Raw genomic sequence first — 21,120 nt, forward strand, 5'->3', positions numbered from 1 at the left:
CACCGTATTCGCGAGCAAGCCCGCTCCCACATTCAGATTCAGTTCCAACCGCTAGACAGCGTTTGCCCCATCCAATAACAGGCCTGCCCACAGGCCCTTGCTCCACCGTATCGCCATTGCCGCTCCTGCCAATAACTAAACCAGGGAGTCACCCCATGCAGCGTCGTACGTTGTTGAAAGCCAGTCTCACCGCCGCCGCCGCGCTCAGCCTTCCGCTGAGTGTGCGCTCTGCATTCGCCGCCGAGCCCTTTACCTTTTACGGCCTCAAGTCCATGTCTGGCGCCTTTGCCAGCTATGGCAAGTTTGCCGACATGGGTTCGCGCCTGGCGGTGGAACAACACCCCGAAATTCTCGGGCGCCCGCTGAACTACAAAGTCATCGACACCGAAGGCAACGCCGGCAAGGCGGTGCGCAAAGTGCAGGAGGCGATCCAACAGGACGGCGCACGGTTCTTCCAGGGCTGCACGCTGTCGTCATCGGCGCTGGCGGTGGCCAAGGAGGTCGACAAGGTCAGTGGCGTGTTCATGACCCCGGTCGGCGCCGATGAAGTCACCGGTAAGGACTGCAACAAAGCCACCTTCCGCTGGTCGGTGCCCACCTACGGCGCGATCCGCGAAACCATGGTGCCGCTGATCAAGCTGCTGCCGGACGCCAAGCGCTGGTACACCATCACCCCGCAATATGTGTTCGGCGAAGCCTTGCTCGAAGGCGCCAAGACCGTGCTCAAGGAAAACGGCCTGGAGCATGTCGGCAACAGCTACCACTCGTTGCAGGAGCAGGAATTCTCCGGCTACCTGACCAACGCCATCGCCGCCAAACCCGACGTGCTGGTGCTGCTCAACTTCGGCAGCCAGTCGTCCAACACCCTGCGCCAGGCGGTGAACTTCGGCATCAAGGAGCGCATGAAAGTGCTGCTGGTGTGGTCCGCCGGCCTCGACCAGTTCCAGGAGCTGGGCAGCGACGTGCTCGAAGGCGTGTACCTCGGCGCACAGTACTGGCACCAGGTCGACAGCCCGCTCAACCGCGAGCTGGTCAAGCTGACCCAGGCCAAATACGGCATCAACCCCACCTACCCGCTGGCTGCCGACTACATCAGCACCAAGGTCATGCTCGACACCATCATCTCCACCGGCAGCTTCGACGGGCCGACGGTGGCCAAGGCCATGCAAGGCCTGAGTTTCGACGGCCCGACCGGCAAGGAATCGATCCGCGCCGGCGACCACCAGGTGATCAAGGATTACTACTTGATGATCGGCAAGGCCAGCGGCGACATGGCCGACAAGGATGACCTGGCCAAGGTGCTCAGCGCCGGCCAGTCGTTCCCGCCGGTCGAGGCGACGGGCTGCACGCTCGCCTGATCCCCCGAAACAGTGCACCGCAGGGCTGCGCGAGCAGCTTCCTGCCGAGGGCTTCTGCATGCTTAATCTTTACCTGTTCCAGATCCTCAACGGCCTTGGGCTTGGGATGATCTATTTCCTGATCGCGGTTGGGCTGACGATCATTTTCGGCCTGCTCAACTTCGTCAACTTCGCCCACGGCGCGTTCTTCCTGCTGGGCGCCTACATCTGCTACACCGCCGTCAGCCTTACCGGCAACTTCTGGCTCGCGCTGCTGATTGCGCCGCTGGTGGTGGCCGCACTGGCGTGGGTGATCGAGCGCTTGTTGATCCAGCGGATTTATCACTTGCCGCACATGTTCCAGATTCTGGTGACCCTGGGGATCGCGCTGATCATCCAGGAAGCCAGCGTGATGATCTGGGGCCCGGTGGGCAAAAGCGTCGCCGTGCCGGAACTGCTGCGCGGCGTGCTGGTGGTCGGCGATTTCGTCTACCCCTATTACCGCCTGTTCCTCATTGTGTTTTCCGGGCTGGTCGGCCTGGGCCTGTGGCTGCTGCTGGAACGCACGCGCTTCGGCGCCCTGGTGCGCGCCGGCAGTGAAAGCACTGAAACCGTGTCGCTGCTGGGCACCAATATCTTCCGCCTGTTCTCCATGACCTTCGCCCTCGGCGTGGCCCTGGCCGGTGTCGCCGGCGTGTTGTTCGCGCCGTTGCGCGGTGCGCAGCCCTTTGTCGGCCCGGAGATTCTCGGCGTGGCCTTCGTGGTGGTGGTGATCGGCGGCATGGGCTCGTTCAGTGGGGCGCTGGTCGGCGGTTTGCTGGTGGGCGTGGTGCAAAGCCTGATGACCACACTTTGGCCCCAAGGCGCGAGCCTGATGATCTACGGCGCAATGGCCGTGGTGATTCTGGTACGCCCTTACGGCCTGTTTGGGAGAGCCTGACATGAGCGAGAAAAACCCCCTGCCGTTTGCCAAGACGCAATCGCGCGCGATGTTGCTGTGGGTGCTGGCCGTGCTGATCGGCTTGCCGTTGATCCTGCCTTCGGCGACCCTGGCCACCGAGATCCTGATCTTCGCCATGGCGGCCCTGGCCTGCAATTTGTTGCTGGGCTACACCGGGCTGCTGTCCTTCGGCCAAGGCATCTTCTTCGGCGCCGGCGCCTACTGCGCGGCGTTGTTGATGATCCACCTGCAACTGGGCCTGTTCCCGGCCTTGCTCGGCGCCGCCGTGGCCGGTGGTTTCCTGGCGCTGCTGGTGGGCGCCCTGGCGATCCGGCGCACCGGCATCTACTTCGTGATGCTGACCCTGGCGTTCAGCCAGATGGCCTACTTCGTCGCCTACACCTTGAGCGACTGGACCGGCGGCGATAACGGCCTGCTCAGCGTGCCGCGCCCGGAAATCCGCATCGGTGACAACGTGCTGCTGTCGCTGGCCGACGCCCGTGCGTTCTATGGGTTTGTCGCGGTGCTGTTCCTGCTGATCTTCATCGGCGCACGCCGGGTCATCGCCTCGCCGTTCGGCAGCACCTTGATGGCGATCCGTGAAAACGAAACACGCGCCTCGGCCATCGGTTATGACACGCGCCACTTCAAGATCCTGGTGTTCGTGCTGTCCGGCGCGGTCACCGGCATTGCCGGGGCGCTGTACGCGATGCTGCTGCACTTTGTGCCGCTGTCGAACATCGACCTGGCAATGTCCGAAAACATTCTGATCATGACCATCGTCGGCGGCACCGGCTCGCTGTTCGGCTCGTTGCTGGGCGCCGGCTCCATCGTGCTGCTGGGGGATTTCCTCTCTGATCTGTGGCCGCGCTGGCTGATGTTGCTCGGAATCATCCTGATCTTCGTGGTGATCTTTATGCGCGGTGGCTTGTGGGGCGGGCTGTCGTCGCTGTTCGAACGCCTGCGCGGCAGCCGTAAAACTGCCGTCGTCGCCAAGGAGGAAGTGTTATGAGCATCCTGCTGGAAACCCAAAACCTGGAACTGGCCTACGGCGCGTTCCATGCGGTCAATGGCGTCAACCTCAAGGTCGAAGCCGGCACCATCCACACCATCATCGGCCCCAATGGCGCGGGCAAGACCAGCCTGTTTCACTGCCTCACCGGCGAGCGCCAGGCCACGGCCGGGGCGATCCATTTCGACGGCAAGAACCTGATGCGCAAGCCCGCCCACGCCCGCGTCGGCCTGGGTATGGCGCGTTCGTTCCAGCTCACCAGCCTGTTCCAGAACCTCAGCGTGCGCGAGAACCTGCGCCTGGCCGCCCAAGGCCGCGACGGCGCGCGCGCCCTCAACTTCTGGCGCCGTGTCGACAGCCAACGCGAGCACCTGGAGATGGCTGACCAGGTACTCGAACGCCTGCAACTCACGCCCCGCGCCAACACCCTTGCCGGCGAACTGTCCCACGGCCAACAGCGGGTGCTGGAGGTGGGCATGTCGATCTGCTCCAAGCCCAAACTGTTGATGCTCGACGAGCCCACCTCGGGCATGGGCATCGATGATATTCCGATCATGACCCAACTGATCAGCGACCTCGGCCGCGACCACACGGTGCTGTTGATCGAACACAACATGAGCATCGTCATGTCCATCAGCCAACGCATCACCGTGATGAGCCACGGGCAGATTCTGGTGGAAGGCACGCCGGAACTCGTGCGCGCCGATGAGCGTGTGCGCACTGCATACCTTGGGGAGGCTGCCTGATGCTGATCGTCGAGAACATCCATTCCTACTACGACAAAAGCCACGTGCTCGAAGGCGTGTCGCTGACCGTCAACCCTGGCGAGCTGGTGACCTTGCTCGGGCGTAATGGCGCCGGCAAGACCACCACGCTGCGCAGCATTCTCGGGATTATCTGCCCGCGCCAGGGCCAGATTCACTTCAATGGCCAGGCGTTGGTGGGCCAGAAGATCTTTGAAATCGCTCGCCAGGGGCTGGCCCTGGTGCCGGAAAATCGTGGGATTTTCCGCCTGCTTACGGTCGAGGAAAACCTGCGCATCGCCGTGCGCAAGACCAGCCGCTGGCAGCTGGAGGACGTGTACGGCATGTTCCCGCGCCTCAAGGAGCGGCGCAAAAACGCCGGCCACACGCTGTCCGGTGGCGAGCAGCAAATGCTCGCCATCGCCCGTGCGCTGCTTAACGACCCCAAGCTGCTGATTCTCGATGAGCCTACCGAAGGCCTCGCGCCGGTGATCGTCGACGAGTTGGTGAAGATCCTGCGCAAGGTCAAGGACGACGGCCTGCCGGTGCTGCTGGTGGAACAGAACCTGATGGTCTGCGACAAGCTCGCCGACCGCCATTACGTGCTCGAACAGGGCCGCGTGGTGTATGAGGGCAGCGCCGCTGCTTTCCGCGCCGACCCGAGCATCAAAAACCGTTATTTGGCCCTGAGTGCCTGACCGGAGATTGCAGATGAATAGCTTTGCGCAACCGCTTCAGAGCAACGCCCCGCTGATCAACCGCGACCGCCTGTGGCAATCGCTGATGGACCTGGCCCAACTCGGCGCCACCGTCAAAGGCGGTGTGTGCCGCCTGGCCCTCACCGACCTCGACCGTCAGGCCCGCGACCTGTTTGTGCAATGGTGCGAGGCGGCCGGGTGCAGCGTCAGTGTCGACGCTATCGGCAATATTTTCGCCCGGCGTGCCGGGCGTAATCCCGCCTTGGCGCCGGTGATGACCGGCAGCCATATCGACACCCAGCCTACGGGCGGCAAGTTCGACGGTTGCTACGGGGTGATGGCCGGGCTGGAAGTGATCCGCACCTTGAACGACCTCGGCATTGAGACCCAGGCGCCGATTGAAGTGGTGGTGTGGACCAACGAAGAAGGCTCGCGCTTCCCGCCGTGCATGATGGGCTCCGGGGTGTTTGCCGGTAAGTTCGACCTGCAGGAGACCCTCGACAAACAGGACGAGCACGGCCTGTCGGTGGGTGCTGAATTGCAGCGCATCGGTTACGCCGGTACGCGTGCGGTGCTCGGCCACCCGGTGGGTGCATATTTCGAGGCGCATATCGAGCAAGGCCCGGTGCTGGAAGACCAGGCCACCACCATCGGCGTGGTCATGGGTTGCCTGGGCCAGAAGTGGTTCGACCTGACCCTCACCGGCGTCGAAGCCCACGCCGGCCCCACGCCGATGCACCTGCGTAAGGACGCCTTGGTCGGCGCCGCCGAGGTGGTCAGCGCGGTCAACCGTATCGCCCATCAGCACCAGCCGCATGCCTGCGGCACGGTCGGTTGCCTGAGCCTGCACCCCGGCTCGCGCAATGTGATTCCCGGCCAGGTGCACATGACCCTCGACTTGCGCCACCTGCATGCCGACAAGCTACAGGCCATGGTCGATGAAGTACGCGATGTGATCGAGACCAGCGCCAAGCGCCACGGCCTGAGTTTTGAATTGACGCCGACTGCCGACTTCCCGCCGCTGGACTTCAACCCCGCCTGCGTCAACGCCGTGCGCGACGGCGCGAGTGCCCTGGGCTTCAGCCATATGGACATCGTCAGCGGCGCCGGGCATGACGCAATTTTCGTCGCCGAACTCGGCCCGGCCGGGATGATCTTCGTGCCGTGCGAAGGCGGCATCAGCCATAACGAAATCGAAAACGCCGCGCCGGATGACCTGGCGGCGGGCTGCGCGGTATTGCTGCGCGCCATGGTCAACGCGGCGCAGGGGGAACAGGCATGAGTGAGATCGGCCAACTGACAGCGGTGCAACTGCTGCAGCATTTTCGCGACAAGAGCTTGTCGCCGGTGGAGGTCACCGAAGACGCCCTGCTGCGTATCGAGCGCTACAACCCGGTGGTGAACGCCTACTGCCATGTCGATCCGCAAGGGGCACTCAACGCGGCACGCGCCTCGGAACAACGCTGGTTCAAAGGCCAACCCTGTGGCGCGCTGGATGGCGTGCCGTCGTCGATAAAAGACCTGACGCTGACCATCGGCATGCCGACCCGCAAGGGCTCGCGCACCTCATCTGCCGAAGGGCCGTGGGACGTGGACGCGCCCTTCTCGGCCTTGATGCGCAAGGCCGGCGCAGTGCTGCTGGGCAAAACCACCACGCCGGAATTCGGCTGGAAAGGCGTCACCGATAACCCGTTGTACGGCATCACCCGCAACCCGTGGGACACCCGCACCACGGCGGGCGGCTCGTCCGGTGGCGCGGGCGCGGCGGCGGCGCTGAACCTGGGCGTGTTGCACCAGGGCAGCGACGCCGGGGGTTCGATCCGCATACCCTGTGCGTTTACCGGCACCTTCGGCATCAAGCCGACTTTCGGTTATGTGCCGCAATGGCCGGCCAGTTCCATGACGATTCTGTCGCACCTGGGGCCGATGACACGCACGGTGGAAGACACCGTGCTGATGCTGCAAACCGTGGCACAAGCGGATGCGCGCGATGGCCTGATCGGTGCGCCACGCACCACGCCATGGCTCACGCCGGGTACGGACTTGAAAGGCTTGCGCGTGGCCTACAGCCCCACGTTCGGTTATGTGAATGTCGACCCGCAGGTCGCCAAAGTCGTCGCCCAAGCCGTTGACGGTCTGGTGCAACTGGGCGCGCAGGTCGAGGAAATCGACCCGGGTTTCAGCGATCCGCTGGAGGTGTTCAGCACCTTGTGGGCGGCGGGCGCCGCACGCCTGACCGGCTCGATGAGCGAGGCGCAAAAACAGCTGCTCGACCCGGGCCTGCTGCGCATTGCGCAACGCGGCGAACAACTCAGCCTGCGCGACTTCAACGACGCCCTCGAAGCCCGCGCTGCACTGGTCGCGCGGATGGCGGCATTCCATGAGCATTACGACGTGCTGGTCTCGCCGATGATGCCGATCACCGCGTTCGAGGCCGGGCACAACGTGCCGCCGGGCTCGGGCATGAATGAGTGGATGGAGTGGACGCCGTTTACCTATCCCTTCAACCTCACCCAGCAACCCGCCGCGTCGGTGCCGTGCGGGCTGGCGGCGAATGGCTTGCCGGTGGGGTTGCATGTGGTGGGCGCGCGGTTTGCCGATGAGCAGGTGCTGCGGGTGTGCCAGGTGTATGCCAAGGCGTTCCCCACCGAACACCTTGAAGCACCGCGCGGGCTCTGAACTGCGGCGTTCGACCGCGGATCGCGCTGTGCATCTGCGCACGCACCTGGCTTATAATTCGCGCTTCATTTTTGTTGCGCGGATTGTCTCAAATGCTATTCATAAGGATCGTTCTGGCGAGCGCAGTGCTCGCCATCCTGCCGACCGTAGCCTTCGCTACAGCGCTGGATTTGACCTATGAAGCGCCTGTTACCGAGGCTGTACCTCAGGCTGCGCCGGCTACGGCCAAATCGTTATTCCCGGTGACGACCAAGCCGCCGGTGACATTCGACTACACCTGTAAAGGCCCGCGCTGCCAGTATGAAGATGACCTGGAGCAGCGCCACGACGACCAGACGACACACAGTTGGTCTATCGGGATTCAGTAACGGTCAGTCGACCTTTAGCTGAAATGCCTTTTACTGTGGGAGCGGGCTTGCTCGCGAAGGCGGTGCTTCAGTCAGCTCATTTGTAACTGACCCACTGCATTCGCGAGCAAGCCCGCTCCCACAGTTTTTAATCGCATTCCACTACCAAGCAGTCACACCGATTTATTTCCCAACTGAATCAATGCGCGCAAGCCGCCCGCGGATGTACGTGGAGGTAATTCAGGTTTTGAAGGCAACGCGTCGATTACTTGCTGCAGTTCGCGTCTGTTAACAGGCGGTTTCAAACCTGCCTTACCCATAAACTCTGCAATGCCCACTTCCGATTCAGAATGTATAACTCGGCCCAGGTAGGTCAAAACTTTGGGTTCCACCAGATTCACGCTTGCATTGTTCATAAGTAAACGTAAGAAGGGCCCATTTTCATCTTCATCATTCACAGGCGATTTGAAATAATCCCTTATAACCCTATTATATTGTTCCAACACGTCCACGAGCCCCTCCCTTAATTGAAGCAGCTCGGGATTTTTACCATCGCGTACAAATTTCTGAATGGCCTGCTCATACGCTGCTGGTCCTGCATTTTCGTTCGCACCTGCGGTATTTACTTGTGACTCAGAGGCAGGCTGCTCATCAAGACGCGGCCCTGACATGGCCAGGTCGATTGGGGAGTGCGTTGAAGGATTTATCATAAGGATCATGGTCTCTTGATAGGTCTAAGGGTGATGTCTTACTTACCCTGTGTGGACTTTTTCCAGCGCCAGTTGCATCAGTTTGTGTAACAAGACTAAACCGCCTCTCGCTAAACAGGGGCCGGGGAGTAAACCCTCTGGTCTACAATGCCCGTCCATCATCCTTGGGGGCTTCATGGACATCGAACTGGCACGCACCTTCCTCGAAATCACCCGCTGCGGCAGCCTGGCCGCCGCCGCCGAGAAACTGCACGTCACCCAGACCGCCATCACCGCCCGGGTGAAAAACCTCGAAAGCCAGCTGGGCAGCACGCTGTTCATCCGCAATCGTGCAGGTGCACGCCTGACCGCCGATGGCGAGGCCTTTGTGGTGTACGCCAACCAGTTGCTGCAAACCTGGGAAGCCGCAAAACGTGACCTGCCGCTGCCCGATGGCTACCGCAACGTGCTGCACATTGGCGGTGAGGTCAGCCTGTGCAACCCGTTGATGCTCGGTTGGGCCCAGGCCCTGCGTGAACACATCCCCGGGCACGCCTTGCGCACTGAAATACGCGAGGGCGAATACCTGCTGCGCCAGTTGGAATTGGGTGTGCTCGATGCCGCCCTGGTGTTCCAGCCGCAGTACTGGCCGGGGCTGCAAGTGGAGCAGGTGCTGGAAGAAAAGCTGATTCTGGTGCAGCTGGTGAGCAAGCCGGCCCCTTACGTGTATATCGATTGGGGCCCAGGTTTCCGCCAGCAGCATGACGCCGCCCTGCCCGACAAAGCCCGCGCCGCGCTGAGCTTCAACCTCGGGCCGCTGGCGTTGCAGTACATTCTGGAAAATGGCGGCGCCGGGTATTTCCGCACGCGTGTCGTGCAGAGCTACCTGGACAGCGGCGTGATGCAGCGCGTGCCGAAGGCGCCGGAGTTCAGTTTCCCGACGTACCTGGTGTATTCACGGGCGCGGGATTCGGCGGTGTTGCAACAGGCGTTGGCGTTGCTGCGCGAGGTGGTCAAGGCCGAAAGTGACTGGTCGCAACGCTGGGACCCGCTGATTTGAATCACCCTGCGCCTGCGCACATGCTAGCCTGCGGGTGTTTCCTCTTGCAGCCTTACCGATGAACAAGAAAAAGTCCGTCACCATCAGCGACATCGCCAAACGGGTTGGCATGACCACCATCACGGTGTCCCGCGCGCTGAGCAAACCCGACCTGGTCAAGCCCGCCACCCTGGCGCGCATTCTCGAAGTGGCGCGGGAGCTGGACTATGTGCCCAACGCCTTCGCGCGCGGGCTCAAGCGCAGTGAAAGCCTGATCATCGGCGTGATCACAGCATCGGTGGACAACCCGTTCTACAGCGAGATGATCAAGGCAATTTCCCGCGAGGCGAAAAAGCACGGCTACACCATCATGCTGGTCGACACCGATGAGTTGGAAGAGCTGGAAAGCAAGGCCGTCGATACCTTGCTGGGCTACCGCGTGGCGGGGATCATCCTGTCGCCGGTCTCCGACGAGCCGAGCTACCAGCCCGACTATCTGGAGCGCCTGGGCAACGGTAAAACCCCGGTGGTGCTGCTTGACCGCACGATCCACGACAGCCCGTTCAGCCGCGTGGTGCTCGACAACTATCACAGCGGCATCCAGGCCGCGCACTACTTGCTGCGCCAAACGCCGGACCTCAAGCGCCTGCTGGTGCTGACCGGCCCCGAGCATTCACGCATTACCGTGGAACGCCTCAAGGGTCTGCGTGAAGTGCTCGCCGAACACCCACACATCCAGGTCGAAGTGCAGGCCGGCGACTACACGCTGATGCCGTCTTACCTGCACACCCTCGACTACCTGGCCGAGCACTCGGCGCCGGACGCGATCATGGGCTTTAACCAGTTGATCACCCTCGGCGCGTTGCGCGCGCTGCGCATGCACAACATCGCCCACGACAGCCTGACCATCTGCGGCATCGACCGCCTGCCCTTCGCCGATATCTTCGGCGTGCCCATCGCCTGCGTGGCCCACGACGCCTCCCTGGCCGGCAGCAGCGCGGTGCGCCTGCTGCTGGATCGCCTGGAAGACCCGTACAAGCCACGCGACAAAGTGGTGATCGCAGGCGTATTGGAAAACGGCTAGCGGCTGGTGTAACCGCCATCAATCGGCAGGCTGACGCCGCTGATCATGCTCGCGGCATCGCTGAGCAGGAACAGCACCGGCAAAGCGACTTCCACCGTTTCAGCAAATCGCCCCAGTGGAATCGCCGCCAGCGCCGGGTCGCGCTTGGCCGGGTCGGACCAGGCCATGGTGGCCATGGGCGTGAGGGTGACCGTGGGGTTGACGCTGTTGACACGAATTCCAAAGCGGCCCCACTCGGCGCATTGCACGCGGGTGATCGCATCGAGTGCAGCCTTTGAGGCGCAGTAGCCGAGGTGATCATCCAGCGCAACCAGTGAGGCTTGGCTTGAGACATTGACGATGCTGCCGGCGATCTTCGCTTCGATCATCTTTGCCGCGACACGGCTGGCGACCTGGGCGGCAGCGCGGGCGTTGACCTGCATCACCTGGTCGAACGCCTCGGCGCTGATGGCGGCGGCGGGCTCCAGGCGCGAGATGCCGGCGCAGTTGACCAGGCCATGCAACGGGGGTAGGTCTTGCAGGGCGTTGTCGAGGGCGAGGCTGTCGGCGATGTCCAGGCAAAGGCTGTGGCAGCCCAACGTTGCCAATGCCTGCGCGTCGCGGCCCAGCGCGAATACTTCGGCGCCGCTGGCGATCAGTTGCAGCGCGATCTCACGACCGATACCGCTGCTGGCGCCGGTGACGAGGATGCGTTGGTGGGTGAAGTTGAAGGCTGCGTTCATGGTCACTATTCCAAAAACAATGAGAAGATCCCTGTGGGAGCTGGCTTGCCTGCGATAGCGGTGGGTCAATGACAAATGAGCTGGCTGACCCACCGCTATCGCAGGCAAGCCAGCTCCCACATTTCCGGACCGAATTGAATCAGTTGGTTTGCAGGGTGTGCATGATGGGTTTCAACGCGGGATACAACTTCAAGTACTCGCCAAACGCCTGGTCGTACACCGCGACATTCTCGCGCTTGGGCTGCGCCCTCAACGCCAATTGCACCCAGCCCTTTTCCATTTCCCCATCACTCACCAACCCCACCGTGTGCGCCGCCAGCAACGCCGCGCCCAGTGCCGCTTCCACCTCCTGCACGATGGTGTAGACCGGATACCGCGTGACATCCGCAATAATCTGCATCCACAAATCCGAATGGCTCGCGCCACCCACCACAATCAAGCGCGGGTCCAGCGAGTGTGCGCCCTGGGTTCCGGCTTCGATGTTGTGGCGCAGGGCAAAACTCACCCCTTCCAGCACCGCGCGGTACAGGTGTATACGGCTGTGATACAGGTTCAGCCCGACAAAACTGCCGCTGGCGCGGTCATCCCACACCGGGCTGCGCTCGCCCATCAAGTACGGCAGGAACAACAAGCCTTCGCTGCCTGCGGGGATCGTCATCGCGCTCTGCTCCAGCAACACCAGGCTGTCCTGCCCGGTGGCCTTGGCCTGCTGTTCCTCGGCCTGGCAGAACTGCTCGCGAAACCAGCTGACCGACGCGCCGGCGGTGATCGCCCCGCCGAAGATGTACAGGTCGCGCTGGCCGTTGTAGACGTGCGGCATGCTCACCAAGCCATGGCGTGCATCGACGTGCTGGTTCAAGTAGCCCCAGCACATGCTGGTGCCAATCATCGCCACATGGTTGCCCGGTTGCGTGACACCCGCTGCCAACGTCGCCATGGCGGCGTCCACGCCACCGGCAAGAATCGGCGTGCCCGCCTGCAGGCCCAGGCGCGCGGCCCAGCTGTCCAACAGCCCGCCCACCACGTCGCCGGAATACACCAGCCGCTCGGGCATCATCGCCAAGGGAATGCCCAGTGCCGCGAGCATCTCTTCGGACCAGCCGCGCTGCGCCACATCGTAGACACCGCCGATATTGCCGGCGCTGCTGTGGTCCACCGCCAACTCGCCGGTCAGGCACCAGTTGATATAGCTGTTGGGCGGCAGCAGGTAGCGGGTTTCGGCCCACACCTGCGGCTGGTGCTGCTTGAGCCAGAGCATCTTGGTGAAGCCGTAGTAGCTGTCCACCGAGTTGCCGGTGACCGCGAACAAACGCTCCAGGTCGACATGCTCACGCACCCACGCCACTTGCTCACCGGCGCGGCGGTCCATCCAGATCAGGCACGGGTGCAGCGGCGTGATCTGCGCATCCACGGCAATCCCCGAGCCGCCGTACAGGCTGCTGATACACAGCGCCTTGACCTGCGCGGCCGCGACGCCAGCCTTGGCCATGCACTGCGCGACGCAGGCCTCGACGGCGTCCAGCCAGACCTGCGGCCATTGCTCGGCCCAGCGCACTTTCGGGGTATCCACGCGATAACCCTGGCTGTGCTGGGCGATGATCGTGCCTTGACCATCCACCAGCAGTGCCTTGGTGCTCTGGGTTCCAATGTCGACGCCCATTACATAGTTCATAGCTCAGACCACCGGCTTCAACAGCACCTTGATCGACTTGGTCGAATTGGCCAACTCGAACGCTTCGGCAAAGTCATCCAGCGGGAAGTCATGGGTGACGATGCCCTTGGAGGTGACCAGCCCGCGTTCGAACAGGTCGATGGCAATCGGGTAGCAATACGGGCCAAGGTGCGCGCCGCGTACATCGAGTTCCTTGCGATCGCCAATGATCGACCAATCGACGCTGGTCTCGGCGCCGAACACGCTGAACTCGACAAAGCGCCCGAGCTTGCGGATCAGGTCCAGGCCCTGGGTCACGCCAGCCGGCACGCCGGTGGTTTCGATGTACACGTCGCAGCCGTAGTTGTCGGTGAGGCCGTTGATGATGTCGCGGGCGTTGTCGCGGGACGGGTTGATCACCACGTCGGCGCCGAACTGCTTGGCCAGTTCGAGGCGCGCGTCGACCATGTCGATCACCACCAGTTTTTTCGGGGTTTTCAGTGCGGCCACCTGGACCATGCACAAGCCCAGGGTGCCTGCGCCGGCAATCACCACCACGTCATCGAGCTGGATTTCGCCACGGTTGACGGTGTGGATCGAGCACGCCATCGGTTCCACCAGCGCCGAGTCTTCCAGCGACACCGACTCGGGAATCTTGTGCACGATGGCAGTCTTCGGAATGCGCATGTACTGGGCCATGCCGCCTTCGGCCACTTCACGCTGGAAGCCGAAAATGTTGTGCACCTCGCACATCCAGTATTTGCCCGACTTGCAGAAGCGGCACTTGCCGCACGGTACGATCTGCTCGGCAATCACCTTGTCGCCAACCGCGACTTCAAAGTGTTCCTCGGCGCCCTCGCCCACTTCCTCCACGTAGCCGAAAAACTCATGGCCCGGCACCACTGGCGCCTTGACCCACGGGTTGTCGCCACCCCAGAACATCGCCGCGCCTGAATGGCATTTGCAGTCACTGGCGCAAATGCCGCAGGCGGCGATGCGAATCACCAGTTCATGAGGGCGCGCCTTGGGTTTGCCGATGCGCTCCAGGCGGTAGTCTTTCGGGCCGTGGCAGACGACGGCTTGCATTTCGGTGTGCTTGTCCATGGTGTTCGGTCCTGTCTTGTAGGAGTTTATTTATGGCGCTGACGGCTGATAAAAATCGCCAGCAAAATGATCCCGCCCTTGATCACGCTCTGGACGTAGGGCGAAACGCCAAGCATGTTCAGGCCGTTGTTCAACACGCCGAGCAGCATGGCGCCGAGCAAGGTGCCGACGATGACCCCGCGCCCACCGGCAATCGAGGCGCCGCCGAGTACCACGGCCGCAATCGCATCCAGCTCGAATGACACGCCGGCATTCGGCTGGCCGCTCATAAGGCGTGAAGTCAGCACCAGCCCGGCAATCGCCGCCGTGAGGCCGCTGATGCCATACACCAGCAGCTTGAAACGCGCGGCGCGCACGCCGGACAAGCGCACCGCTTCTTCATTGCCGCCGATGGCGTAGATGTAGCGCCCGATGCGCGTGTGTTGCAGCAGCACGTAGGCGGCGAAATAGGTGATCAGCATGATCAGGATCGGCACTTCAATGCCGAACAGGCTTTGGCGGCCGAAGAAACCGAACCATTCCGGCAACCCGGAAATCGGGTAGCCGTCGGTGTACATCAGGCCCAGGCCTCGGGCGATGCCCATGGTCGCCAGGGTGACGATGATCGGCGGCATGTGCAGGTAGGCGACGAACAACCCGTTGCCGATGCCGAAGGCCACGCCGATCAGCATCCCGGCGCCAATCGCCAGGCCGGGCGGCAGGCCCGCAACCATCAACCCCGCCGTCAGGGTGCCGGACAACGCCATCACCGGGCCCACCGACAAGTCGATGCCGCCGGTGAGAATCACGCAGGTCATGCCCACCGCGATAATCGCGTTGATCGACACTTGGCGCGCAATATTCGACAGGTTGCTGGCAGTGAGGAAGTTATCGCTGGCGAAGATCATCACCAGCGTCACCACCACCAACCCCACAAAGGGGTAGAACGCCGGCGAACGCACCAGCCGCGCCAGGTTCAGGCGCAGCCGGCCGGTGTCGCCGGTGTTAATGGACATATTCACTTGAGCCCCCTGTTGCATGGCGCATGACCTCTTGTGGGTTGACGGCGGACGCTTCGAGCAGCTTGACGATGGCGCCCTTGTGGAACACGGCGACGCGGTCGCACATGCCGATGACTTCCGGCAGCTCGGAGGAAATCATGATGATCGCGTAGCCCTGTTCGGTAAGGCTGCGCATGAGTGCGTAGATCTGCGCCTTGGCACCGACGTCGATGCCGCGCGTGGGTTCGTCGAACACCAGCACGTCGCAGTGGTGGTTGATCCAGCGCGCAATCACCACCTTCTGCTGGTTGCCGCCGCTTAAGTTGAACACCCGGCTTTCGCCGCTGGGCGCCTTGATCGACAGCTGGCGCATCAGGTCTTCAACGCTGGCGCATTCCTTGGCCTTGTCGATCAACCCGCAAGCGTGCTGGTATTTGGGCAGGTTGTTCAGGGAGATGTTTTCGCGAATGCTGAAGTCGGTGATCAGCCCTTCGCTCTTGCGGCTTTCCGGCAGCAGGCCGATGCCGTGGGCCAACGCCTGGGCCGGATCATCGAGGGTGACTTTTTCACCGCGCAGCCACACCTCTTTGCTCACTGACGGCAGCGCACCCATCATGCCCAGCGCCAGTTCGGTGCGGCCTGAGCCGACCAGCCCGGCAAAGCCGAGAATCTCGCCTTTGTGCAGTTGGAAGCTGTTGCGCGGGCCGTTGCGCACCAACTGGATGTCCTTGACCTCGAGTAACAGCGGGCCACGTGCTTTGCTCGGCTTGGGTGGAAAACTGCTTTCCAGGCGCCGACCGACCATCATCTCGACGAGGCGGTCGATGTCACTGTCGGCCACATCGGTCACGCCGACATTACCGCCGTCACGCAACACGCTGATGCGGTCGCAGACCTGGAAAATCTCCTCCAGGTGGTGCGAGATAAAAATCACCGCCACGCCCTGGCGCTTGAGCTCGCGCATGATCTCGAACAGCAGTTCGGCTTCGCTGGGCGTCAAGGTCGCGGTCGGCTCATCGAGCACCAGCAAGCGTGCGTCCAGGGCCAACGCCTTGGCGATTTCGACAAACTGCTGCTCGGCCACGCTCAAGTGCTTGACCGCGCACTGCAGGTCGATGCTCACGCCCAGGCGCTTGAACAACGCCTCAGAGGCTTCGACCATCGCGCGTTTGCGCAACAGGCCAAAACGGTTGCTCAGTTCATGACCGAGGAAGATATTTTCCACCGCAGTGAGGTAGGGAATCAGGCTGAATTCCTGGAACACGATGCCGATACCCGCGGCAATGGCGTCGCGGTAGGTGGCGAACTGCTGCGCCTGGCCATCGATCAGGATGTGCCCTTCGTCCTGATGCTCGACACCGCCGAGGATCTTCATCAGGGTCGACTTGCCCGCGCCATTTTCCCCGAGCAGGGCATGAATCTCGCCGCGCTCCACTTGCAGGTTGATGGACTTGAGGGCCTGTACGCCTGGGTAACGCTTACAGATATTTTCCAGCTTCAGAAGACTGCTCATACCGCCGACCTCGTATTCAGAAGGAGAGCTCAAGCCCCACGGGTTAGGTGGGGCCCGGGCGAGTTACCAGCTGAAGTCCTTGGCCTTGGCCTGATCGATCAAGGTGATGTCCACCGGAATGGTGGCCGGCACTTGGGAGCCCCACTTCTTGGCCAGGGCAATGCCCAGGGCCAGGCGGATCTGGTCGCGTGGGTATTGCGCCGAAGTGGCGATGAACTTGCTGCCCGGTTTCTGAATCGCCTTGATCGCTTCCGGCGCGCCGTCGACGCTGACCAGTTTCACGTCCAGGCCACTGGCTTCGATGGCCGAGAGTGCGCCGAGGGAGCCGTTGTCATTCACGCTGAAAATGCCCTTGAGCGTGGGCTGGGCCTGCAGCATGTTTTCGGTGACGGTCAGCGCCTGGTCACGCTCCTGCTTGCCGTTCTGGATGCTCACGATCTTGATGTCCGGGTGCTTGGCCACGGCCTCTTTGCAGCCGCGCACACGCTCAAGGATCGGCACCACGGCGATGCCGTCGAGGATCGCGATATTGCCTTTGTCGCCAATGTTCTTGGCCAGGAATTCACAGGCCTGGAAGCCGGCGTCGAAGTTCTTCGAACCGACGAAGGAGTCCAGCGGGCCGTCAGCCTGGGCGTCTACCGCGACTACGACGACACCGGCGGCGTGGGCGGATTTGACCGCCGATTGCACGCCGACCGAGTCGGTGGGGTTGATCAGCAGGATATCGATGCCTTTTTGCAGCATGTCTTCGACGTCGCTGACCTGCTTGGACACGTCATGGCGGGCGTCGGTGATGATCAGTTTGGCACCGATGGTCGCGCCGGCTTCTTCCAGGGCGTTTTTCATGGTGACGAAATAGGGGTTGTTGATTTCCTGGAAGGAGGCGCCGATGCGGATGGGCTTGGCGGCATCGGCAAAGGCTGGGGCCGCGGCGCCGAGGGTGATGCTGACAGCCAGTAAACACAGGGTTTTCGGGAGCATTTTCATGGCGTGATTCTCTGTTTTGTTTTTATTTTTAGAGCAAATGTTATCGTTAACATTTTGCGAGAAGCTAGCAAGTAAATCGGGGCTGTGCAAGCCCCCGCTGGTCGCCTCGGGTTACGCGGCGCATGTGGGAGCTGGCTTGCCTGCGATGGCATCAACCCGGTGTGCCTGATGTACCGAGGTGTTTGCATCGCAGGCAAGCCAGTTCCCACATTTGATCTGTGTACTGCACAAAAACTCGCACATTCCCCGCCACCAACTAAGCTCAGCCTCCAACAAAAATACCGAGCTAACCGCCATGGCCGACCCTACCGAGACCTTCCGCGCCCGCTATCGCGCCGCCATAAGCCGCCATTACCACCCATGGCTGCACGCCGGTTTCGTCCTTGCCTACGGTATTTTCTGCATCACCCTGGCCTGGTCCACCACCGCGGCCATCACCCCGCTGCAGTGGCTGACGGTGCCGCTGACGCTGGTGTTCTTCAACCTGTGCATCTACCTCGTCCACCGCCACCTGGGCCATCACAAACACAGCCTCGCCAAGCTGTTTTATGCACGCCACACCGGCGACCACCACAGTTTCTTCACGCCCGGTCACATGACCTACGACAGCCCACGGGACTGGCGCGTGATCCTGTTCCCGGCGTGGCTGATCGTGCTGCACAGCCTGGCCATCACCCTGCCCGCCTGGTGGCTGCTCGCGCACCTGAGCCCGAACATCGCCGGGCTATTTGCCGGCTGCATGATCCTCGGTTATTTACTTTACGAAGTGTTTCACGCCTGCGAGCACCTGCCCGCCAATCACCCCGTGGCGCGCCTGCCCTGGATTCGCCAGATGCACCAACTGCACGCTTTGCATCATCGCCGTGAGCTGATGCAGGGGCGCAATTTCAATATCGTTCTTCCGCTGATGGATTACCTGTTCGGCACTCTGCATTGGGAACCTAACGCCCACGACAACCAGGAATAGTCATGAACCACCGCCGCAAAAATCTTCGCCATGGGCTGTTTGTACTGTCACTGGCGCTGATTGCCTTTCTGCTGCTGATGCCCACCCACGTACAACCGGTGAACTGGGCCCCGCCCGAGGCGCCCTCGCTGAAACACGGCACCTACGCCGAGAACCAGCGGCTTCAGGCGGTACAACGCATTGGCGCACCGGACATCGCCGGGCCTGAGGCGTTGTTATTGGATGCCCAGGGCTTTCTGGTCAGCGGCCTGCAGGACGGGCGCATCATCCGCACATCGCCCGACAGCCACAGCCTGGAGGTGCTCGCCAATACCGGTGGGCGCCCACTCGGCCTGGCACTGCACCCGGATGGGCGCTTGATCATCGCCGACGGCGTCAAGGGCTTGCTCGCACTGGATGCCCATCGCCAACTCACGCCGTTGAGCAGCAGCGCGAACGGCCTGCCCTTTGGTTTTACCAATGACGTGACCATCGATGCCAGTGGGCGCTTTGCCTATTTCAGTGACGCCTCCAGCCGCTGGGGCTACGGCCAGGATGGCGAAGCCGTGATCGAGCACGGCGGCGATGGCCGGCTGTTGCGCTACGACTTCAAAACCCGCACCACCGAGGTGTTGCTGAACCACCTGCAGTTCGCCAACGGCGTGGCGCTCGGCCCAGATGAAAGCTACGTGTTGGTGAATGAAACCGGCGCCTACCGCATCAGCCGCTACTGGCTCAAAGGCGAGCGCACCGGCAGCCACGACCTGTTTATCGACAACCTGCCAGGCCTGCCGGACAACCTCAGTTTCAACGGCAACGAGCGCTTTTGGGTCGCCCTGTATTCGCCGCGCAACCCGTTGCTGGATGGGTTCGCCGGCTATCCGCTGATGCGCAAGGTGATGGTGCGCGCGCTGATGGTGGTGCCCAAGCCCATCGAGCGCAAAGCCTTCGTGCTGGGGCTGGACACCGACGGCAAGGTCATCGCCAATTTGCAGGATGGCAGCGCGGGCAATTACTCGCCCATCACCACCGCGCGCGAATATGGCGACTGGTTGTACCTGGGTTCGCTGAACAGCACGAGCATGGCGCGCCTGCCCTTGAAGCTCGCACTGGCCCACGAATAACACCCGCGAATAAAAAAGGGGCAGTCCGCATGGACTGCCCCTTCACGCCTGCAGCAATGGATCAGTGAACGATATCCTGGGTGCAGATGTGCCCGAAGGTCACATAGGACACATTGTCACCACCGACACCCACGCCTGGGTATTCGTCCAGCTCGATACGCCAGCCACCGAAGTTGAAGGTGGTCTCCCAGTTGTACTTCACACCGGTGCTGCTATCCGGGTACCGCACACGGTTTTCACCGAAGCAGGTACCGAGCGCGGCACTGGCCAGGGACGTGCCCGCACTGTTGGTGGTGGCCTTGTAGTCGGTCCAGTTGTACTCGGTGCCTACAAAGTGCTTGTCGACGCGCAGGATCGGCGTGACACCCAACAGCGGTGCGCCCGTGGAATCGGACCAGTTGGTGCTCCAGGTCAACGTCCGCCCCGCCTGGGTTGCCATCCAGAATACCGAGGCCGGCACCCGCACGATGTTGTCGCCCTTCACATCCGAGCTGTTCAACCGCGGCGTAGAGCCCAGGCTAAGGCTGTACTGTTTGGTCGGGTCCTGTGTCACGGCCGGATTGGCGCGTACGCGCACCTTGACGGTAGAGCCCGGCGTGACGCTCGGGTAAGTCGAGGTGGAACCGGCCGGTACGGTGATCCAGTTCACGCCATCGAAGCGGTCGAAGATCCACTGGTTACGGCTGCCACTCTCATCGCCCGCCAGGTACATGCTCACGCTTTGGCCACGCACCGCCTTGAAGTCGAAGTAATCGACGTCATTGGCGTTGTCGAGGTTGCCGGTCACCTTGTTCATCGAGTCCGGCAGCGCGAAGGCGGTTTGCGGCGTGTCGTTGGGTTCATAGGCATCGATATTGGTGTCCACCGCCACGCCGAAGCTGAACTGCGCGTTGCTCGCGGTCTTGGCCACCATGAACCAGTAGTAATCCCCCGCCGGCAGGATGCCGCCCAGGTATTCATCGGCATTGCCAGGGCTGTCGGAGGTGTCGATCAGTTGCGGATTGCCCTGGCCGTCATCACGGAACAGGCTCAGCGACATATCGGCACCGGCGCTCTGGTTGATCAACTGCACCAATACACGGGCGTTGTGCGGCAGGTTGAAGTGGTAAGGAAACTCCTGGCCCGTTTGCACTTGGTCGATGGTGTAGAGGGTGTTGATATCCAGGGTTGGGAACAACGGTTCAAAGGCGGCGACGGCAGCACTTTTCAGGTTGGCCTGGCTCGGCTTTTTCAACTCGCCGACGGCGGTGTTGAACGGTGCGGATTTGGCCGCTTTGGCAGCGGGTTTTACCTTGCCATTTTTGGCGTCGAGAAACTTTTGCAGCACCTCGTCCGAGATCGGCACCGGCGTCAGCGTGCCGCCCGGTTTCAGCGCGTCAATCAAGGTCTGGTTGACCGTGCCGGGGGTGAGTGTGGGAAGGGTTTGCTCGGCCAGGGCAGAGGCCGAAATAAAGCAGGAGGCCATCATGGCCGCGCCCAGCATAAAGGCTTTTGCAGGTTTCATTTTTTATCCATCCATAGTTAA

Annotated in this window: 20 protein-coding genes; 12 read left to right on the forward strand and 8 right to left on the reverse strand. The window is 62.1% G+C overall.

Annotated elements, in window-relative coordinates:
* The first annotated feature begins 155 nt into the window (after positions 1–155).
* The 8 genes from HX783_RS24025 to HX783_RS24060 all read left to right on the forward strand — a co-directional run bounded on the left by HX783_RS24025 (position 156) and on the right by HX783_RS24060 (position 7,777).
* The gene (locus tag HX783_RS24025) at positions 156–1,358 is read left to right on the forward strand and encodes an ABC transporter substrate-binding protein (RefSeq protein WP_177018481.1); all 1,203 of its coding nucleotides are present in this window, start codon (positions 156–158) and stop codon (positions 1,356–1,358) included.
* Positions 1,359–1,416: 58 nt separating this feature from the next.
* The gene (locus HX783_RS24030; protein WP_015884776.1) at positions 1,417–2,277 is read left to right on the forward strand and encodes a branched-chain amino acid ABC transporter permease; all 861 of its coding nucleotides are present in this window, start codon (positions 1,417–1,419) and stop codon (positions 2,275–2,277) included.
* Position 2,278: 1 nt separating this feature from the next.
* The gene (locus HX783_RS24035; RefSeq protein WP_177018482.1) at positions 2,279–3,289 is read left to right on the forward strand and encodes a branched-chain amino acid ABC transporter permease; all 1,011 of its coding nucleotides are present in this window, start codon (positions 2,279–2,281) and stop codon (positions 3,287–3,289) included.
* The gene (locus tag HX783_RS24040; RefSeq protein ID WP_177018483.1) at positions 3,286–4,035 is read left to right on the forward strand and encodes an ABC transporter ATP-binding protein; all 750 of its coding nucleotides are present in this window, start codon (positions 3,286–3,288) and stop codon (positions 4,033–4,035) included. Before HX783_RS24035 ends, HX783_RS24040 begins: the two co-directional genes overlap by 4 nt.
* A complete protein-coding gene (locus tag HX783_RS24045; RefSeq protein WP_177018484.1) occupies positions 4,035–4,730 on the forward strand; it encodes an ABC transporter ATP-binding protein in 696 nt (231 codons plus the stop codon). Before HX783_RS24040 ends, HX783_RS24045 begins: the two co-directional genes overlap by 1 nt.
* Before the next feature lie 13 nt (positions 4,731–4,743).
* Positions 4,744–6,012, forward strand: coding sequence for a Zn-dependent hydrolase (locus HX783_RS24050; protein ID WP_177018485.1), 1,269 nt, complete (start codon positions 4,744–4,746; stop codon positions 6,010–6,012).
* A complete protein-coding gene (locus HX783_RS24055; protein WP_177018486.1) occupies positions 6,009–7,409 on the forward strand; it encodes an amidase in 1,401 nt (466 codons plus the stop codon). Before HX783_RS24050 ends, HX783_RS24055 begins: the two co-directional genes overlap by 4 nt.
* 92 nt (positions 7,410–7,501) lie before the next feature.
* Positions 7,502–7,777 carry a hypothetical protein gene (locus HX783_RS24060; protein WP_177018487.1) on the forward strand — a complete coding sequence of 92 codons (276 nt, stop codon included), beginning with the start codon at positions 7,502–7,504 and terminating at the stop codon, positions 7,775–7,777.
* Positions 7,778–7,929: 152 nt separating this feature from the next.
* Here HX783_RS24060 and HX783_RS24065 read toward each other — a convergent pair whose 3' ends face one another.
* Positions 7,930–8,475, reverse strand: coding sequence for a hypothetical protein (locus HX783_RS24065; protein WP_177018488.1), 546 nt, complete (start codon positions 8,473–8,475; stop codon positions 7,930–7,932).
* Positions 8,476–8,641: 166 nt separating this feature from the next.
* On the opposite strand from HX783_RS24065, the gene HX783_RS24070 reads away from it, so the two are divergent.
* Positions 8,642–9,505: a LysR family transcriptional regulator gene (locus HX783_RS24070; RefSeq protein ID WP_177018489.1), complete on the forward strand. Its 864-nt coding sequence runs from the start codon at positions 8,642–8,644 to the stop codon at positions 9,503–9,505.
* Between the two features lie 58 nt (positions 9,506–9,563).
* Entirely contained in the window at positions 9,564–10,568 is a 1,005-nt protein-coding gene (locus HX783_RS24075) for a LacI family DNA-binding transcriptional regulator (protein ID WP_177018490.1), read from the forward strand.
* Here the strand turns inward: HX783_RS24075 and HX783_RS24080 are convergent.
* The 6 genes from HX783_RS24080 to HX783_RS24105 all read right to left on the reverse strand — a co-directional run bounded on the left by HX783_RS24080 (position 10,565) and on the right by HX783_RS24105 (position 17,525).
* Positions 10,565–11,290, reverse strand: a complete 726-nt coding sequence (locus tag HX783_RS24080) for an SDR family oxidoreductase (protein WP_159957886.1) — start codon at positions 11,288–11,290, stop codon at positions 10,565–10,567. The genes HX783_RS24075 and HX783_RS24080 overlap by 4 nt on opposite strands.
* Before the next feature lie 139 nt (positions 11,291–11,429).
* Positions 11,430–12,962, reverse strand: a complete 1,533-nt coding sequence (locus HX783_RS24085; RefSeq protein ID WP_177018491.1) for an FGGY-family carbohydrate kinase — start codon at positions 12,960–12,962, stop codon at positions 11,430–11,432.
* A 3-nt stretch (positions 12,963–12,965) separates the two neighbouring features.
* The gene (locus tag HX783_RS24090) at positions 12,966–14,045 is read right to left on the reverse strand and encodes an alcohol dehydrogenase catalytic domain-containing protein (protein WP_177018492.1); all 1,080 of its coding nucleotides are present in this window, start codon (positions 14,043–14,045) and stop codon (positions 12,966–12,968) included.
* Positions 14,046–14,071: 26 nt separating this feature from the next.
* Entirely contained in the window at positions 14,072–15,064 is a 993-nt protein-coding gene (locus HX783_RS24095; protein ID WP_159957891.1) for an ABC transporter permease, read from the reverse strand.
* On the reverse strand, positions 15,030–16,538 hold the full coding sequence (locus tag HX783_RS24100) for a sugar ABC transporter ATP-binding protein (RefSeq protein WP_177018493.1): 1,509 nt from the start codon (positions 16,536–16,538) through the stop codon (positions 15,030–15,032). Before HX783_RS24100 ends, HX783_RS24095 begins: the two co-directional genes overlap by 35 nt.
* A 63-nt stretch (positions 16,539–16,601) precedes the next feature.
* Positions 16,602–17,525 (reverse strand): substrate-binding domain-containing protein, encoded by a 924-nt coding sequence (locus tag HX783_RS24105; protein WP_159957895.1) that lies wholly within the window; start codon positions 17,523–17,525, stop codon positions 16,602–16,604.
* Between the two features lie 295 nt (positions 17,526–17,820).
* Here HX783_RS24105 and HX783_RS24110 point away from each other — a divergent pair, with 295 nt between their 5' ends.
* Positions 17,821–18,492 (forward strand): sterol desaturase family protein, encoded by a 672-nt coding sequence (locus HX783_RS24110; protein ID WP_177018494.1) that lies wholly within the window; start codon positions 17,821–17,823, stop codon positions 18,490–18,492.
* Between the two features lie 2 nt (positions 18,493–18,494).
* Positions 18,495–19,595, forward strand: coding sequence for an SMP-30/gluconolactonase/LRE family protein (locus tag HX783_RS24115; RefSeq protein WP_177018495.1), 1,101 nt, complete (start codon positions 18,495–18,497; stop codon positions 19,593–19,595).
* Positions 19,596–19,656: 61 nt separating this feature from the next.
* On the opposite strand, the gene HX783_RS24120 is transcribed toward HX783_RS24115, so the two are convergent.
* A complete protein-coding gene (locus HX783_RS24120) occupies positions 19,657–21,099 on the reverse strand; it encodes a hypothetical protein (protein ID WP_177018496.1) in 1,443 nt (480 codons plus the stop codon).
* Positions 21,100–21,120 lie beyond the last annotated feature (21 nt).

The organism is Pseudomonas sp. D2002, from assembly GCF_013385735.1.
Taxonomy (GTDB): domain Bacteria; phylum Pseudomonadota; class Gammaproteobacteria; order Pseudomonadales; family Pseudomonadaceae; genus Aquipseudomonas.